This window comes from Lentzea alba, from assembly GCF_011067745.1.
GTDB lineage: Bacteria > Actinomycetota > Actinomycetes > Mycobacteriales > Pseudonocardiaceae > Lentzea > Lentzea alba.
This window is the reverse complement of record NZ_JAAMPJ010000007.1, coordinates 97,178-113,215: the sequence shown is the minus strand read 5'-3', so window position 1 is coordinate 113,215 and position 16,038 is coordinate 97,178. Positions and strand designations below refer to the sequence as shown.

The following is a 16,038-nucleotide window of genomic DNA, read 5'->3' as shown; positions in this document are numbered from 1 at the left end:
AAGTGTTCTGGTCCGTGCCGGAAAGTGCGGGATGGTCTCGAACGCTGAGCGAATTCGAAACCGTGGGAGCCTCACGCCCTCTGAGCCCGAGGGCGCAGCCTGTCGCCGGACCAGCGGGGCAGCAAGGGGCCGATGTCCACGCCTGCGTGAAGCGTTGCGCGGCAACGATCCTGACGCCACGTCGGCGGCGCCGCGCGGACCTGGAAGTGAAGATCACCCAGTGCGCAAGGACTCCGGCGGGACCTACGGGTCACGGCGGATCACCGCCGAGCTGCGGGACCAGGGCGAGGTGGCCAGCGCCAAGACCGTCGCCATCACCACCGCCGTCGAGGCGGCCGTGGCCGTGCGCGGTGGCGAGCTCTGTTTCAAGTCACGGGTGGGGGTCGCGAGTTGGCTGTCGCCGCAGAAGTCCTGAGCCGTGTCAGACCCCTCGCACCAGCGGTGTGAACGCTAACAGCCAGGGTCCGCCAGTGGCCATTCCTGTCGTGTCGGCGGAAGTGCGCAGATCCTCTGCTCTGCGAGCCCGTCGTCTCACGTGGCGTGAAGTCTTGACGCGACACCGCTGGGTTACGCAGTGTTAGCGCTAACGCAACCTGGCCGTGTTGGACGGGAGATCATGATGCAGGGAAGTTTCCGGCGGCTCGTCGTCTGCGCCGCCGCTGTGCTCACCGCCGTGCTGCTGCCCACCGCTCCGGCGGTGGCGGAATCCAACGGCGGCACCAGGGTCATGCCGCTGGGTGACTCGATCACCGAGGGGACGCAGGTGCCGGGCGGCTACCGCATCGGCTTGTGGCAGCGGTTCGGCGGTGGGAACTACCGGGTGGACTTGGTCGGCTCGCAGTTCAACGGCCCGTCGTCGCTCGGAGACCACGACCACGAGGGACACCCCGGCTGGCGCATCGACCAGATCGACGCGAACATCGTCACCTGGCTCCGCAACACCGATCCACGCACCGTCCTGCTGCACATCGGCACCAACGACATGCTGCAGAACCACGACGTGGCCAACGCACCCGCCCGCCTGTCGGCCCTGGTCGACCGCATCACCTCGACCTCGCCCAACGCCGACGTGTTCGTCGCGACGATCATCCCCATGGCGAACGAGGGGCAGGAGGCCGCGGGCCGCGCGTTCAACGCCACGATCCCCGGAATGGTGCAGAGCAAGAAGAACGCGGGCAAGCGCGTGCACCTGGTCGACATGCACGCCGCACTCACCACCGCGGACCTGATCGACGGAGTCCACCCGACCGCCACCGGCTACGACAAGATGGCCGCGACCTGGTACACCGCACTGCGTTCGGTGCCCGGCAGCATCGGCGATCCCGCGGCGGGCAAGCAGATCGTCGGCGTGCCGTCGAACCGGTGCGTGGACGTTCCGGGGGCGACCACCGCCAACGGCACCCAGACCCAGCTCTGGGACTGTCACGGCGGAACCAACCAGAACTGGGCCTACACCTCCGGCCAGCAGTTCGTGGTCTACGGCTCGAAGTGCCTGGACGCCTCTGGCTGGGGCACCACCAACGGCACCAAGGTGGTGATCTGGGACTGCACCGGCGGCGCGAACCAGCGGTGGAACCTCAACGCCAACGGCACGATCACCAACGCGGCGTCCGGCCTGTGCCTGGACGCCTCGGCGAACGGTTCCGCCAACGGCACCCGGCTGGTGCTGTGGTCGTGCTCCGGCCAGTCGAACCAGCAGTGGAGGTTCTGACCCGCTGACGTGAAGGCCTGCCCCGATCCGTTCAGGCGGTGATCGACCAGATCCGGGTGAGAGAACGCCCACTCGACGATGCCGCTCGCTCCGGACCTGAGCATGTTCCGGCCAGCCAGCTGCCCTGGAATCACGCGGCGGTGCGCGGTAACGGAAGACCAGACCGCGTCGCCGAGTTGGTCACGCTCACACTCGGCAACGTCGTTCCCGCGCGCTTGCTCAACAAGCAGCGTCCTGCTGCGCAGCAAGGCAAAGGTGATCGTGCCGTTGGTTGGAGTTTGAGGATTCTGCTCGATCAGCCAGCGCGGAGTTCGGCTCTCCGGGGATTCACTCCGCACATCAACGGGTGATCTCCGCGCGCGCCCGTTCGTTCGGAGTTGCGATGTCCCAGAAGCGAACCGTACCCCGCGCGTTGCGGTACACGCCCGTGCCGCCGGTGACGGCCATGTCGAGCGGACTCGCGCCTCTTGTCCAGAAGGACTGCATGGTTACGGAGCCGTGCTCGAGTTCCATCGTGATCACGCACTGCATGGTGACTTTTTCGCCATCGAGATGCGTGACTTGGCACGAGCCGCCGCCGCGTCCAACTTTGCGCCCGTCCTTCATCGCGTTGCCGGAGTAGACGTCCATGTCGCCCACGCTCACCCCCGCCTGGTTGAGGTCGAGAGCCGCGTACTGATCGTTCTCAACCTTGAGATCGAGGACTTCGACCTGATCACCTGCGAGGGTCTCTGTCACGCCCGGGTCTACGCCGCAACCGCCGGCGGCGAAGGTGATGAGCGACATGGCAATGAACTTCATGACCAGCGCCCTGGTGCGCGCGTTGGTGTTGTGCATTGGATCCCTGCTTTCAGTTCCGGGTGGGCGGACCATGGCCACAAGTCGTGGTGAACATGCTGTCGCGGATGCGATCGGTCGCCGAACGGTGAAGGAACCTCGGTGATGGGCGTGTCCACCGTCGCCCGTGATCGGGGGCGCGGGCGTCGCTCAGAAGACTTCGAAGTTGGCCATCATGCCCATGTCCTCGTGCTCGAGGTTGTGGCAGTGGAACATGTACCGGCCGCGGTAGCCGTCGAACCGTGCGATCACCTCCACGGCCTCGCCTGGGCGCAGGTCGACGGTGTCCTTGCGGCCCGCGTCGTACGGTCCTGGTTCGCGGTCGCCACGGGAGAGCACGCGGAAGTGGACGAGGTGCAGGTGGATCGGGTGGTGCACGTCCGCCACGAAGCGCCAGATCTCCACGTCGCCGAGCCGCGGGCGGACGTCGGTCCTGGTCGGTGAGAAGGGATGCCCGCCGATCGTCCAGCCGTGCCGGTCACCGATCCGGCCGCCGCGGAAGGAGAACTCTCTGGTCACGGTCGCCTGCGTGCGGTCGAGCGGCTCGATGTCGGCGAGCCGGTCGGGGATGTGGCTGTCCTCGGTGGCGCGCCGGGTGACGCGGAACCGCATCACGTGGGCGGTGCCGCCGGCGCCGAGCCGGTTGACCAGGGTGACCTCGGAGCCGATCGGGTAGCGGCCGAAGTCGACGACCAGGTCGAACCGTTCGGCCGGGGCGACTGTCACGTGGTCGTGCACGCGCGGTGCGTCAAGCAGACCCTGGTCCGACCCGATCTGGGTGAAGGCCTGTCCACCGGGTGGCGGCGGATCGAGCGCGAGGTCGTAGCGGCGTGCGTTGGACGCGTTGAGCACTCGCAGCCGGTACCTGGTCGCGGACACCTCGGCCACCGGCCATGGCGCCCCGTTCACCAGGATCACGTCGCCGAGCACCCCTTCGACGTAGGACTCCTCGACACCGTGCACGGTGTGCAACGTCGGATCGATGGACGGATAACGCATGGACCCGTCCTCGGCGAACGCACGGTCGGCGATCATCAGTGGCAGCTCCCGCTCGCCACGCGGCAGCGGCAAGGAGTCCTCCTCGTCGTCCCGGACGAGGTGGAACCCGGCCAGGCCCCGGTAGACGGCCGGCCCGGTGAAGTCCATCCGATGATCGTGGTACCAGAGCGTGGCTGCCTTCTGCCGCAACGGATACACGTACTCGCGCTCGACCTGGGTCACCTTCGCGGCCGGATCGTGCATGCCGGCGTGCGCCGTGTGGGTGCCGCCGGCGGGCAGTACGAGATCGGTGGTGTAGCCGTCGGAGTCCGCCGGGGTGTGGCCGCCGTGCAGGTGGACGACGGTCGGCACGGGAAGCTCGTTGCGGTGTACGACAACTGCTGTGCGGCCGCTGCGGGACTCGATGGTCGGTCCCGGGAAAGTGCCCTGGTAGCCCCAGATGGGCGTGCGCGTTCCAGGAAGGATCTCCATGGTGGCTTCCCGCTGGACGATCTCGTACCGGTCGGCGTCCGGGTTCCGGGCGACCGGGTTCAGCACCGCCGGGATCGGCAGCGGCACCTGGAACGGCGCGGGCAGCGGCAGCCGGCTGACGACCAGTTCCCCGGTGGCCGCGGCAGGTCCGAACAGCCGCGGCCCGGCAAGCCCGGCAGTGACCAGCGCCCCCGCCCCGCCGGCCAGGCCGAGGAACCGACGCCGGGACAGCCCGCTCATCGCCGGTCTCCATTCCGGCAGATCGCTACCAGCGTGATCGAGGCGGCCACGGCCAGCGCGACACCCAGCGGAACGTGCAGGTCCAGCGCGCCGGACAGCCCCGCGAAGTACTGCCCGGACTCGCCGAGGAACAGCAGCAGACTCGCCCAGAACGGCCAGCGCGTCCCGCCGCGCCACCAGAGCAGCACCGAGAGCACGATCTGTGCCACCCCGAGACAGGTGATCAGGTCGGCACCGAGTCCGTGCACCGCGAGCATGTCGTAGTCGCCGGTCAGGTAGCGGCCGGCGAACACCGGCTGGGCGAAGATGGCGACGGTGTGCAGGGTGACGCACCCGCGCGTCACACCCAGCACAGTCCGCCCACGTGACAGCGGCGATGGTTCCCGCGCCGCGACTGTGTTGGTCATAGCTCGACCTCCGGCAGCGTCAGGACGAGCCATCTCCGCCGGTGGGCGAAGCTCGCGATGCGGACGAACACTCCTTGGCACAGGAGTGGTTCGCTGTTGGTGGTCTCAATGAGTGTCATGGTCTCTTTCCGCGTGGTTCTTCAACCGTCCACAGCGTTACCGACGCGTTCTATGCTGTCCAAGACCAGAACCAACATGTATTGATGACTACGAGGCTATGAATGGATTTGCTGCAACTCCGCTACTTCCAGGCGGTCGCCCGCCGCGAGCACCTCAGCCAGGCCGCCGCTGAGCTGCGCGTCGCGCAGCCCTCGCTCAGCCGCGCCATTGCCCGGCTGGAGGCCGACCTCGGCGTGCCGCTGTTCGACCGAGTGGGGCGCGGATTGCGGCTCAACCGGTTCGGCGCCGGGTTTCTTCGCCGCGTCGACCGCGGACTGCGCGAGCTCGACGACGCCCGCCGCGAACTCGAGGACGCCGCCGGCCTCGACCACGGCAGCATCGCCGTTGCCGCGGAAACCCTCCTCACCCTCACCGGGCTGGTAACAGAGTTCCGCGCCGAACATCCTGGCGTGGACATCCGGCTTTACCAGTCGTCCGCGACGACCATGGCGAAACAGCTGCGCACCGGCGAAGTCGACCTCTGCTTCGCCTCCCAGCCACTGTCAGGACCGGACCTGCAGACCAGGGAACTGTTGCGTGAGGAGGCGCTGCTCGGTGTGCCGCAGGGACATCGGCTCGCCGGGCGGAAACGCGTGCGACTGGAGGAACTCGCGGGCGAACCGTTCGTCACCACCCGCCCCGGCTACTGGCCACGCGAGCTGACTGACCGGCTGTTCGCGGAGGCCGGACTACAACCCGAGTACGTCTGCGAGAGCGACGAACCCGGCGCCACCGGCTACCTGATCAGCGCAGGACTCGGCGTCGGGCTGGTGCCCGCGTACTCCCGCAGCGTCAGCGCCCATCTCCCCGGAACCTGGATGCACCTGGACGCCCCGGACTGCCACCGCGTCCTGACACTGGTCTGGCGCGCGGACACCTACTTCTCCGCCGCGGCGCAGCGGTTGACCGACTTCGCGAGCCACTACTTCCGCCACCTGTAGTGAACACCTCGGTCGGCGACTGGTTCGACCATCCAGCCGTGGGAGAGCAGTTCACCGAGCAGCGTCTTGAAATTCGACCCGCACCACTAACACTGAAAACTGTGGAAACTGCTCGTCGTCCAGTTCAGTCGGCGCTCGCCTTCGATTGGAGCGGTGATCTGAAAGAGGCTGAAACGTGAATTACTCCACGGGATTCTGTTAAATCCCGTGGGGTAAGAGAATGTTCGAGACTTGAGCCCCCATGTAGCAAGCTTGCGCAGTTGGTGTGTTCATGCGCTATTGGACAGCTCGAACCTTCGCGGCGAACTGTTGAACCGCGCGCTGATCTGGAATCAGGTCCGTCTACAGCACGCGCCGCGTGAGTACGAGCGGCACTACGACGAGCACCGAACCCACCGACCACTCGCTGGCGCGGCACCCCTGCGGGCTGGCCTCAGTCTCTCGAACCCGATCAGATCGAACGCTTCACCGCAGACCGACATGATCTTCTCGGCGGAGTCATCCAGCCCCGACGTCGACAAGGTCGTCACCGCTAAAGGGTTTTCGAAACTTTTAGCTAGTTCGCGTTCACAAAGTTTGCGGTAAAGGTCCACTGTGGATCAATTTCCGGTTAGGCGATTGCAAGTAGCACAACGGTTCTTGACGACCCCTGTGGCGCGGCTTACTGTCGTGAGCGCTAACAATCACAGTTGAGACGAAAGTTTCGACCGCACGGTGGGGCAGGAGTTCGACCCGATTCACGCGATCGCCCGCTTTCGGTGGCCCACCGCGCGGTGACGGTGCCACTTGTTCTCGCACACCTTGGAGAAGCGTCGTGAAACTCCGCTCACCCCTGCTCCGCGCCGCTGCGGTCCTGGCCCTCCTCACTGCCTGCACACCCGGCACTGGAGGCGGAGGGGGAGGCGACGGCAAGTCCTTCGAGTTCTGGTCGTTCTCCGCGATCAACCAGAAGCTGACCGTCGACGCGTACCAGGCGAAGCGCCCAGACATCCAGATCAAGCTGACTGAGGTGGGCACCTCCACGGAGACTGCCCAGTCGCTGACCACGGCGCTGGCCGGTGGCAAGGTGCCGGACCTGGTGCTCATCCAGGGCGACAACCTGCCGCAGTTCGTGCAGCAGCCGCAGAACTTCGTGGACTTGCGCACGTTGGGCGCCGACGACGTCAAGGACGACTACCTGGACTGGGTGTGGCGGCAGAGCGTCGCCAAGGACGGCGAGGTGCTGGGCGTACCCACCGACGTGGGCGGGATGGCCGTGGCGTACCGGACCGACCTGTTCGCCGCCGCCGGGCTGCCCACCGACCGAGCCGCGGTGAGCGCGCTGTGGCCGACGTGGGACGCGTTCATCGAGACGGGCAGGCGCTACAAGCAGGCCACTGGCAAGGCGTTCACCGACAACGCGGCCACCAGCGTGTTCTACCAGGCGGTCAACCAGGTGTCGGAGAAGTACCACAGCGCGGACCGCAAGCTGGTCTACAGCACCAACCCGCAGGTGAAGGCCGCGTTCGACCTCGGCATCAAGGCGGCGACCGCAGGGATCACCTCCGGGCAGTCCTCGTTCGAAAGCGCGTGGAGCGCGGGCATGGCGCAGGGCCAGTACGCGGCCGTGTCCGCGCCGTCGTGGATGCTCAACACCATCCGCAGCACCGCGCCCGACACCAAGGGCAAGTGGGACATCGCGAAGATCCCTGGCGGCTCGGGCAACTGGGGCGGCAGCTACCTGGCCATCCCCAAGCGCGCGAAGAACCCGCAGGCGGCCTGGGAGTACATCAAGGAGATGCAGTCGCCCCAGGGCCAGTTGGAGCACTTCGTCCGGGTCGGCGCCCTGCCTTCCACCCCGTTGGTCTACCAGGACGGCAAGCTCGCCGACGCGAAGGACCCGTTCTTCTCCGACGCGCCGACCGGCAAGATCTACACCGACTCGCTGCTCGGGCTCAAGCCGTTCTACATCGGCCCCGACAGCGCGGTCATCGGCCAGGAATTCCTCAACGCCATCACCAACGTCGAGCAGAGCGGCGGCAACCCGGCCACGGCGTGGGACGACGCGTTGCGCAACATCAAGACCGCCATCGGCGAGTGACCGCCGTGACCGCCACGCTCTCCCCGGCCTCCACAGCCGCGCCACCTCCTCCCAGGACCAGGAAGATCGCGGGTGTGGGCGAGCGCCTGTCGGCGTACGCCTACATCGCCCCATTTTTCGTGATCTTCGGGGTGTTCGGGCTGTTCCCGTTCGCCTTCACGTTCTACGTGGCCCTGTTCGACTGGAACCCCATCGGCGACCAGGTGTTCATCGGGTTCGACAACTTCACCCGGATGTTCGGCGATCCGCGGTTCTGGAACGCCGCCGGCAACACGGTGAGCATCTGGGCGCTTTCCACCGTGCCGCAACTGCTGCTCGCCCTGGTGCTGGCGAACGTGCTCAACCACGCCCGGCTGCGGTTCGCGCTGTTCTTCCGGATGTCGGTGCTGGTCCCGTACATCACCTCGGTGGCGGCCACGGCGATCGTGTTCGTGCAGCTGTTCGACCGCGACTACGGCCTGTTCAACTGGCTGCTCGGGCTGGTCGGCGTGGAGCCGATCGACTTCGTGCAGTCCACTTGGGGCAGTCACCTGCTGATCGCGACCATGGTGATGTGGCGGTGGTTCGGCTACACCACGCTGCTCTACCTGGCCTCGCTCCAATCGGTGCCCCGCTCGGTGTTCGAGGCGGCGGCCATCGACGGCGCGGGACCGTGGCAGCGCTTCCGCCACATCACCGTGCCCGCGCTGCGCCCGGTGATCATCTTCACCGTGGTCACCTCCACCATCGGCGGCCTGCAGATCTTCACCGAACCGCTGCTGATCGCCACGGGCGCGCCACTCACGTGCGGGGCGGTGCGGCAGTGCCAGACGCTGACGCTGTTCCTCTACGAGCAGGGCTTCGGGCAGTTCGAGTTCGGCTACGGCTCGGCGGTCGGCGTCGCGCTGTTCGTCATGGTCGTGGTGATCGCCGCGCTCAACTACCTGCTGTCCACCCGGATCAAGGCGGACCGATGACGACCACCACCGCGCCGCGCCGCCGGCGCCTCGACCGGGTCCGCTGGTGGACCTACCTGCTGCTGGGCGTCGCCACCGTCGTGTGCCTGTTCCCGCTGTACTGGATGTTCATCGTGGCCACGTCGGACACCGCGACCGCGACGCGGATGCCGCCGGAGGTCGTGCCCGGAGGCAACTTCCTCCACCTCGCGGGCCTGGTCATGGACACGGTGCCGTTCGTGCAGTCGCTGCTCAACAGCCTGGTCGTGGCCACCTCGATCGGGATCGGCCAGGCGGTGCTGTGCGCGCTGGCCGGTTTCGCGTTCGCGAAGCTGCGCTTCCCCGGCCGCAACGCGCTGTTCCTGGTGGTGGTGCTGACGATGACCGTGCCGACGCAGCTCTCGGTCATCCCGCAGTACCTGATCATGTCCGAGCTGGGCTGGGTCGACACGCTGCAGGCGCTCGTCGTGCCCGGCCTGGCGAGCGCGTTCGGCATCTTCTGGATGCGCCAGCACATCTCGGCCACCATCAGCGACGAGCTGATGCAGGCGGCCCGCATCGACGGCGCGAGCACCGGGCAGGTGTTCTGGCGCATCGCGTTCCCGATCGTGCGGCCGGCCGCGTTCGTCCTGGGCCTGTTCGGGTTCGTCACGGCGTGGAACGACTTCCTGTGGCCGTTCATCGTGCTCAAGTCACCCGAGCGCTACACCGCCCAGATCGCCATCAAGGCGCTGCAGAACAGCTACGACGTCGACCTCGGTCTGGCCATGTCCGGCTCGTTCCTGGCCACCATCCCGCTGGTCGTGCTGTTCGTCCTGGTCGGCCGACGCATGGTAGCCGGAATCCTCGAAGGCGCCTTCAAGGGCTGAAGCCCTCGCACACAAGGAAAACCATGAACTCACCGAACTCCGACGCATCGTTCTACGACAATCCCGTGATCCCCGGGTTCCACCCCGACCCCAGCGTGTGCCGGGTCGGCGAGGACTACTACCTGGTGTGCTCCAGCTTCGAGTACTTCCCAGGCGTACCGATCTTCCACAGCCGCGACCTGGTGCACTGGCGGCAGATCGGCAACGTCCTCGACCGTCCGGCACAGTTGCCGTTGCCGGCCGACGCGATGGCGTCCGACGGCATTTACGCCCCCACGATCCGGCATCACGGCGGCCGATTCTGGATGATCACCACGAACGTCTCGCAGGGCGGCAACTTCGTCGTCACCGCCGAACGGCCCGAAGGCCCCTGGTCGGACCCGGTGTGGCTGAGCCTGCCCGGCATCGATCCCGACCTGGCCTGGGACGACGACGGCAACTGCTGGTGCGCCTTCGCCGGGGCTCACGGCCCCGACTTCTCCGGCGTGCAGATCGCCCGCATCGACCCCGAGAGCGGGAAGGTGCTGGAGGACCCGTTCCCCGCCTGGGCCGGCACCGGGTTGCAGTGGCCGGAGGCGCCCCACCTGTACCGCGTCGGCGAGTGGTGGTACCTGCTGATCGCCGAGGGCGGCACCGAACGCGGCCACACCGTGGCCATGGCGCGCGCCCGTTCGCCGCGCGGTCCGTGGGAGTCGGCGCCCACCAACCCGATCCTGTCGCACCGCAGCACCGACCACCCGGTTCAGAGCACCGGCCACGCCGACCTGGTCACCACGCCGGACGGCGAGTCGTGGATGGTTCTGCTGGCCACCCGCCCGGCCGGGTACAGCCCCAAGTTCCACGTCCTGGGCCGGGAAACGTTCCTCACCCCCGTCCAGTGGGAGGACGGCTGGCCGCGCGTCGGACCCGTCAACCTGCGGGAGCGGGCGCCGGGCGCCCTGCGACCGCAGGAGCCGGCACCGCAGCGCGACGACTTCGACGCGCCGGAGCTGGAGCCCCGGCTGATCTCGCTGCGGTCGCGCCCGAACGGCTCGTGGTCGCTGACCGAGCGGCAGGGGTGGCTCGCCCTGCACGCCACCGGCGGCACGCTGGACCAACCGGGCTGCACCTTCGTCGGCCGCCGCCAGCAGCACCCCGAGAGCCGGACCGCGGTGCTGCTGGACCACGGCGCCGGTCGCGCCGGCCTGTCGGTGCGCCTGGACGAGGGCCACCACTACGACCTGGAGGTGGCCGACGGACAGGCGAGCGTGATCGCCCGCATCGGACCCCTGCGCCAGGTCGTGGCCACCCGCACCGTGCCGGCGGGCCCGGTGGTCCTCGTGATCACCACCAGGTCCGCCCGGAAGTGGTCGGTGGGGAAGGAGAGGCTGTCGGGCCTGCACGTCGCCGCACCCGACTTCGTCGCCTTCCACGTCGGCCCGGACCCCGAGCCGCTGGCCGAGCTCGACGGCAGGTACCTGTCCACGGAGGTCGCCACCGGCTTCACCGGCCGGGTGATCGGCATGTACGTCACCGAGGGCACCGCGTGGTTCGACTGGTTCGACCACGGCCCGCTCGACGCACCTGGTCGCTCCTGACGACGGACTGGTGGCAGACGTTCCTCACGCTGTTGACGATGATCCTCGGCGGTGTCGTGTGCACCCAGGGCCGCAGGACGTTCCTGCGGGCGGGGCGGCACCGTTTCCGCCTCGTTCCGGATCATCGGCACCTCGAGCCCGGTTCCGACCAGCCGATCACGGTCGGCCTGCGCCAACCGCAGGCCGACGACATCATCGAAGGTCCTCGCTTGATCGTCGCACCCAACCTGTGCTCAGCGACCATGGCGAGCGTGTCCCGCGACGCCAGGCAGGCGTGCTCGATGGAACGCACGCCTGCCTGCACCTGTGCGTGCGAGAGGTACGTCCGTGCAACGAACGTGCCCCTCAGCTTTAGCGCACTCCACCACGGCCCGGTGACCCGCTCACAGAATCAGGCTGTAGCGTCGTTCATTGTCGGCGAGTACTCGGCGGCTTGATCAACGAGTACGAATCTGCGGCGGCCTGAGGCGCAGGTCAGACCACCAGGCATAGTTTTGGCACCCCACACGTCCGCATACTCGGCAACGGCCGGTGACGGCGCGCGAACTCGGTGACTTCGGCGATGTACTCGCGGCGGAGCTGCCGCGCGTCCGGATCAGGATGTACATACGGCGCCTGGGACACTGGACCCTCGACCCACCCGCTAGACCAGGAGTGCACCGTGCAGCAGGGAACCGTCCGCTGGTACGACCTCGAGCGCGGCTTCGGCTTCCTCGCTCCCGACGACGGCAGCGACGACATCTTCGTGCACGTCTCGCAGGTGCAGGGCGAGGGCGCGGCGCGGGCGCTGCGCGAGGGCCAGACGGTGGAGTTCGAGACCGGTGAGGGACCCCGCGGTCCGCAGGCGCTGCACGTCGCCGTCACCGGGGACGTCGCGCCCGACGCGGCCCTGGGTGTGCTCGCCACCGTCTCCTGGTACGAGCCGGCCAAGGGCTACGGGTTCGCCGCGCCGGACGGCGGGGGTGCGGAGGTGTTCGTGCACTCTTCCGCCATCGTCACCGGGGGTGTCCTCGCGGCCGGGCAGCGGGTGGCCTTCGTCGTCGTCGCGGGGGAGAAGGGGCCGCAGGCCCAGCACGTGGTACCGCTGAGCTTCGACGCCGGGGTCCGCAGGGCCCCTCTGGTCGCGCCCGGCGACGGTGCCGACGGCTCCGTGCTGTGGTTCGACGAGGAGAAGTCGTTCGGTTTCGTGGCCGCCGACGACGGGGCGGGTGACGTCTTCCTGCACGAGCGCGCCCTGGTCGACGAGCGATACCTGCCCGCCGAGGGCGACCGGGTCTCGTTCACCACGGTCACCGTGGACCAGGGTCGTCAGGCGCGCGAGGTGCGGTTCGTGGCCACCGGCGAGCCGGTGGAGGCCGCCGCGGCCCCCAGCCAGGCCCGTTCGGCTACCCGGCCCGCAGCCCGCGCCGGCGACGGTTCGGTGGCCCGTTACGACGCGGACCGCGGTTTCGGCTTCATCACCCCCGACGCGGGTGGGCCCGATCTTTTCGTGCACGTCTCGGTGGTCTCCGGCGAGCCCCTGGTGGCCGGCGAGCGGGTGCGCTTCCGCATCCGGCAGAGCGACCGGGGCCCGCAGGCCGATGCCGTCGAGCGCGCCTGACCGTCCGGGACGGTCCGACGACGCCTCGAAGCAGGCGGCGTAGCGGCGCTGCCACGGCGTCTCGACCGCCCGGTGGTCGTAGCGCGCGCGCACGTACGCGACCGCCTCGGCGGCCTGCGGCGGTTCCTGCGTGCTCAAGCGGTGAGCATGCTGGCATGCGACTTCTTCCACGTGGACGGCGCTGTCACGAGGGTCGGCCGATGCCGCCGCGAGGCGGACACGCCGCGACCGCCACTGCGAACACGCCCAGCTCTGGCGCCGCCGCGACGTTGGCACACAGCGAAAGCACGATGCCGAATACGAACGCCAGCCATGCCTTCCAGCGCCCGCAACCCGTGTCCTGCCTTCCACAGTTCGACCGTCGCGGTGGTCAACAATCCGTCTACGATCAGTGGCCAGATCGCGGCAGTCGTCTCGTCCGCGCCGTAGCGAAGTGGGAACTCGCGCCCGTGCCGATACGAGGCGTACGCCGCTCCGAGCGCGACCAGAGCTGTGCAGGCGCATTGCACCCACAGCGAGCGATCCCCGCGGGTGGTTGTCTTCATCCTGCATCACCGCCAGCGCGACGACGGCCGCGCGGAACCTGGACGGTGGCGGAAACCTGCAGTTCACGGCAGGTGAGGGAGTGTGTAGATGGTGTACGAGACGCGCCTGGGGGCACGATCTTCGGGTGAGGCGTGTTCGCGGAAAACCGCTCACCACATCTCGCTCGTGGTGTTTTCTGGAGGGCCGATCCCCCAGACCCCAGCCGGGGCGCTGCGCCCCCGGACTCCCGCTCCGGGTCATCGCTCCGCTCGATCCGTTCCACTTTGGAGTTGCTGCTGCGGTGCGCTCTGACAGGACGCGGTGATGCAAATGGACAGTGCGTTCGGTGAGTTGTTGCGGCGTCATCGGCTTCGGCTCGGGATCACGCAGCAGGCGTTGTCGGAGAAGGCTCGGATCAGTGAGCAGGCCGTTGGTGCGTTGGAGCGTGGTGATCGGCGGTATCCGCAGGCCGCCACGTTGGAGCGGTTGGCTGGTGCGCTTGAGCTGACCGGGCGTGAGCGTGAGGCGTTTGTGCGTGCCGCTTCGCGGAAGGGGCGGCCGCGGCGGCAAAGGGCTGGCGCGCCTCGGCAGTTGCCTGCCGGCATCACGCATTTCACCGGGCGGGTGGAGCACGTCGAGCTCGTCGCCGGCGTCTTGCGTGATTCGAGTGCGGCGGCGGTGGTGGCGGTCACCGGCATGGGTGGCGTGGGGAAGACGGCGCTGGCGGTGCAGGTCGGTCATGTGCTCGCTGCGGACTTTCCGGACGGGCAGCTGTACTTGGACTTGCAGGGGCATGGGGCACGTGCGGCTGTGGCGCCGCTGGAGGCGCTCGGCGTGTTCCTGCGTGCGCTCGGGTTGGCGGGACAGGCCGTTCCCGGGACCGTTGACGAGGCCGCGGCGAGGTTCCGCACGGAGCTCGCTGGTCGGCGAATGTTGCTGGTGCTCGACAACGCCGCGAGTTCCGACCAGGTCACGCCTTTGCTGCCGGGCACGGCCGGTTGCGCGGCGATCATCACCAGCCGCCGGGCGCTGCTCGCGGTGAGGCAGGCTCGGCAGGTACATCTGGACGTGCTCGCCGAGCGGGACGCGGTCGAGCTGTTGGCCGTGACCGCGGGTGTGGCTCGGGTGGAGGGTGAGCCGGAGGCGGCGGCGGACGTGGTGCGCCGGTGCGGCCGGCTGCCGCTCGCGGTCCGGCTCGCGGGTGCACGCCTCGCGGCCAGGCCGGGATGGCCGGTGTCCTGGCTTGCGGAACGGTTGGTGGAGCTGGGGCGGCGGCTGCGGGAGCTGGATCAGGACGAGACCGGTGTGCAGGCCTGCTTCGCGCTGTCGATCGACGCGTTGGCGGGCAGCCGGGATCCGGTCGACCGGGCCGCTGCCGCCGCGTATCCGTTGCTGGCGTGGCCGGATCTGCCGGACCTGTCGGTGACCGTCGCGGCTCGGGTGCTGGGCCGCGGTGAGGACGACACCGAGCGGTTGCTTGAGCGGCTGACCGGGGCTTGCCTGCTGGAGGCGCCCTCGCCCGGCCGTTACCGGCTCCACGACCTGCTGCGGGCGTACGGTGCCGGCCTGGCGCGCTCGCCGGCTCGAGCAGAGGCGATGACCCGTCTGCTGGAGTTGTACGGCGCTGCCGCCTGGCGCGGGCTCGCCCTGGCCAGTCCCGCCTCGCCACGGCTGGCGCAGATGCCTCGCACCGGCGCCGCACCGGAGTTCGCGGACGCCGGTGGGGCGTTCGGGTGGTTGGAGCGCGAACGTGCCCACGTGGTCGCGGCGGTGGTCCAGGCGGCGGCGGACCCCGAGGTGGACCGGGCGCTGATCGCGGGCCTCGCGTTGGGGATGTTCGAGTTCTACCGCACCCGAGGGCTGTGGCGGGATCTGCGCGAGGTGTGCCAGGCGGTGCTGCACGAGCAGGCTGACGGGCTTGTTCACGCATGTCTGCTCATCGATCTCGCCGTCGCGGAGGCCGAACTGGCCCAGCGCGGCGACGGCGACTTCCGCGCCGCACAGCAGCACGCTCGCGCCAGCGTCGCGCGGTTCGAGGAGCACGGCGATGACGGCTTCACCGCCAGGGCGTTGAACAACGCGTGTTACGTGTTCCGCGTCTGCGGCGCCGTCGAGGACGCCATTGCGTTCGGCGAGCGCGGCCTCGTGCTGCACCTGGCTGCGGGCGGCCGGAGTCAGGCGCACGGCCTAACGCTGGTCAACCTGGCCGAGTTGTACGGACAGGCTGGTGACCGCGACACCCAGCACCGCTACCTGGCCGAGGCCATCGCCGTTCTGGAGCCGTTGGACGACGCCCACGGCCTGGGTTACGCGCTCGTCGTGCTGGGCATGGCGCATCTTGCGAACGGGTGCTTCCCGGAGGCGATCGCGTGTTTGCGACGCAGCGTCGAGCAGTGGCGCCGGATCGCGGATGCACCGAGTGAGGCGAACACGCTGGTGGAGCTGGGTGAGGCCTGCCTGGCCGCCGGCCACACCGATGAGGCGGCTCAGGCGCTGACCCGTGCCCGCACGCTGATGCGCGGCTACGGCGACCCGGTCAGGGAGAACAGGATCGCGGAGCTGCTGCGCAGGACCGGACGTACGAATCGTGTAGGCGAAATGTAGAGGTTGTCGCTGGACTGGTCGGACCCGTCACCGCCATAGTGGCGAGGTGTCTCGAACCGGGGGGCCGGTGACCGCGCGATGGG

General features: G+C 68.6%; 15 protein-coding genes and 2 pseudogenes. 13 read left to right on the top strand and 4 right to left on the bottom strand.

Annotated elements, in window-relative coordinates; genetic code table 11:
• Positions 1–220 precede the first annotated feature (220 nt).
• From G7043_RS49980 to G7043_RS25435, 3 genes are all read left to right on the top strand, one after another.
• Positions 221–415: an IS3 family transposase gene (locus G7043_RS49980; protein WP_166049596.1), complete on the top strand. Its 195-nt coding sequence runs from the start codon at positions 221–223 to the stop codon at positions 413–415.
• Positions 416–619: 204 nt separating this feature from the next.
• The gene (locus G7043_RS25440) at positions 620–1,711 is read left to right on the top strand and encodes an RICIN domain-containing protein (RefSeq protein WP_166049595.1); all 1,092 of its coding nucleotides are present in this window, start codon (positions 620–622) and stop codon (positions 1,709–1,711) included.
• Between the two features lie 38 nt (positions 1,712–1,749).
• The gene (locus G7043_RS25435) at positions 1,750–2,061 is read left to right on the top strand and encodes a hypothetical protein (protein ID WP_166049593.1); all 312 of its coding nucleotides are present in this window, start codon (positions 1,750–1,752) and stop codon (positions 2,059–2,061) included.
• Here the strand turns inward: G7043_RS25435 and G7043_RS25430 are convergent.
• The 3 genes from G7043_RS25430 to G7043_RS25420 form a co-directional block, all read right to left on the bottom strand.
• A complete protein-coding gene (locus G7043_RS25430) occupies positions 2,051–2,548 on the bottom strand; it encodes a dirigent protein (protein ID WP_242642661.1) in 498 nt (165 codons plus the stop codon). The genes G7043_RS25435 and G7043_RS25430 overlap by 11 nt on opposite strands.
• A gap of 150 nt (positions 2,549–2,698) precedes the next feature.
• Complete coding sequence (locus G7043_RS25425; protein WP_166049591.1) at positions 2,699–4,258, bottom strand: multicopper oxidase family protein; 1,560 nt, start codon at positions 4,256–4,258, stop codon at positions 2,699–2,701.
• Positions 4,255–4,665 (bottom strand): hypothetical protein, encoded by a 411-nt coding sequence (locus G7043_RS25420; protein WP_166049589.1) that lies wholly within the window; start codon positions 4,663–4,665, stop codon positions 4,255–4,257. The genes G7043_RS25425 and G7043_RS25420 overlap by 4 nt, the downstream gene beginning before the upstream one ends.
• A 221-nt stretch (positions 4,666–4,886) precedes the next feature.
• On the opposite strand from G7043_RS25420, the gene G7043_RS25415 reads away from it, so the two are divergent.
• From G7043_RS25415 to G7043_RS49975, 9 genes and pseudogenes are all read left to right on the top strand, one after another.
• Positions 4,887–5,765: a LysR family transcriptional regulator gene (locus tag G7043_RS25415; RefSeq protein WP_166049587.1), complete on the top strand. Its 879-nt coding sequence runs from the start codon at positions 4,887–4,889 to the stop codon at positions 5,763–5,765.
• Positions 5,766–5,803: 38 nt separating this feature from the next.
• On the top strand, positions 5,804–5,944 hold the full coding sequence (locus tag G7043_RS25410) for a hypothetical protein (RefSeq protein WP_166049585.1): 141 nt from the start codon (positions 5,804–5,806) through the stop codon (positions 5,942–5,944).
• 635 nt (positions 5,945–6,579) lie between these two features.
• A complete protein-coding gene (locus G7043_RS25405; protein WP_166049583.1) occupies positions 6,580–7,845 on the top strand; it encodes an ABC transporter substrate-binding protein in 1,266 nt (421 codons plus the stop codon).
• Positions 7,842–8,801 carry a carbohydrate ABC transporter permease gene (locus G7043_RS25400; RefSeq protein ID WP_166049581.1) on the top strand — a complete coding sequence of 320 codons (960 nt, stop codon included), beginning with the start codon at positions 7,842–7,844 and terminating at the stop codon, positions 8,799–8,801. Before G7043_RS25405 ends, G7043_RS25400 begins: the two co-directional genes overlap by 4 nt.
• Positions 8,798–9,649, top strand: coding sequence for a carbohydrate ABC transporter permease (locus G7043_RS25395; protein ID WP_166049579.1), 852 nt, complete (start codon positions 8,798–8,800; stop codon positions 9,647–9,649). The genes G7043_RS25400 and G7043_RS25395 overlap by 4 nt, the downstream gene beginning before the upstream one ends.
• Positions 9,650–9,672: 23 nt before the next feature.
• The gene (locus tag G7043_RS25390; protein WP_166049577.1) at positions 9,673–11,226 is read left to right on the top strand and encodes a glycoside hydrolase family 43 protein; all 1,554 of its coding nucleotides are present in this window, start codon (positions 9,673–9,675) and stop codon (positions 11,224–11,226) included.
• A gap of 38 nt (positions 11,227–11,264) precedes the next feature.
• A complete protein-coding gene (locus G7043_RS25385; RefSeq protein ID WP_166049575.1) occupies positions 11,265–11,663 on the top strand; it encodes a hypothetical protein in 399 nt (132 codons plus the stop codon).
• Between the two features lie 224 nt (positions 11,664–11,887).
• Positions 11,888–12,091, top strand: a pseudogene (locus G7043_RS48560) (cold-shock protein); the annotation flags it as partial.
• A gap of 30 nt (positions 12,092–12,121) precedes the next feature.
• Positions 12,122–12,826 carry a cold shock domain-containing protein gene (locus G7043_RS49975; protein WP_390828119.1) on the top strand — a complete coding sequence of 235 codons (705 nt, stop codon included), beginning with the start codon at positions 12,122–12,124 and terminating at the stop codon, positions 12,824–12,826.
• 211 nt (positions 12,827–13,037) lie between these two features.
• On the opposite strand, the pseudogene G7043_RS25370 reads toward G7043_RS49975, so the two are convergent.
• Positions 13,038–13,371 (bottom strand): annotated as a pseudogene (locus G7043_RS25370) (DUF2637 domain-containing protein); the annotation flags it as partial.
• 310 nt (positions 13,372–13,681) lie between these two features.
• Between G7043_RS25370 and G7043_RS25365 the strand changes: the two are divergent.
• Positions 13,682–15,955 carry an ATP-binding protein gene (locus G7043_RS25365; RefSeq protein WP_166049572.1) on the top strand — a complete coding sequence of 758 codons (2,274 nt, stop codon included), beginning with the start codon at positions 13,682–13,684 and terminating at the stop codon, positions 15,953–15,955.
• The last annotated feature ends 83 nt before the right edge of the window (positions 15,956–16,038 follow it).

Excerpts from the sequence above, each read along its gene's own strand:
- G7043_RS25385 (WP_166049575.1), top strand. The coding sequence starts at position 11,265 with ATGATCCTCGGCGGTGTCGTGTGCACCCAGGGCCGCAGGACGTTCCTG.
- G7043_RS25415 (WP_166049587.1), top strand. The coding sequence starts at position 4,887 with ATGGATTTGCTGCAACTCCGCTACTTCCAGGCGGTCGCCCGCCGCGAG.
- G7043_RS25365 (WP_166049572.1), top strand. The coding sequence starts at position 13,682 with ATGGACAGTGCGTTCGGTGAGTTGTTGCGGCGTCATCGGCTTCGGCTC.
- G7043_RS25420 (WP_166049589.1), bottom strand. The coding sequence starts at position 4,665 with ATGACCAACACAGTCGCGGCGCGGGAACCATCGCCGCTGTCACGTGGG.
- G7043_RS25440 (WP_166049595.1), top strand. The coding sequence starts at position 620 with ATGCAGGGAAGTTTCCGGCGGCTCGTCGTCTGCGCCGCCGCTGTGCTC.
- G7043_RS25425 (WP_166049591.1), bottom strand. The coding sequence starts at position 4,258 with ATGAGCGGGCTGTCCCGGCGTCGGTTCCTCGGCCTGGCCGGCGGGGCG.
- G7043_RS25395 (WP_166049579.1), top strand. The coding sequence starts at position 8,798 with ATGACGACCACCACCGCGCCGCGCCGCCGGCGCCTCGACCGGGTCCGC.
- G7043_RS25430 (WP_242642661.1), bottom strand. The coding sequence starts at position 2,548 with ATGCACAACACCAACGCGCGCACCAGGGCGCTGGTCATGAAGTTCATT.
- G7043_RS25390 (WP_166049577.1), top strand. The coding sequence starts at position 9,673 with ATGAACTCACCGAACTCCGACGCATCGTTCTACGACAATCCCGTGATC.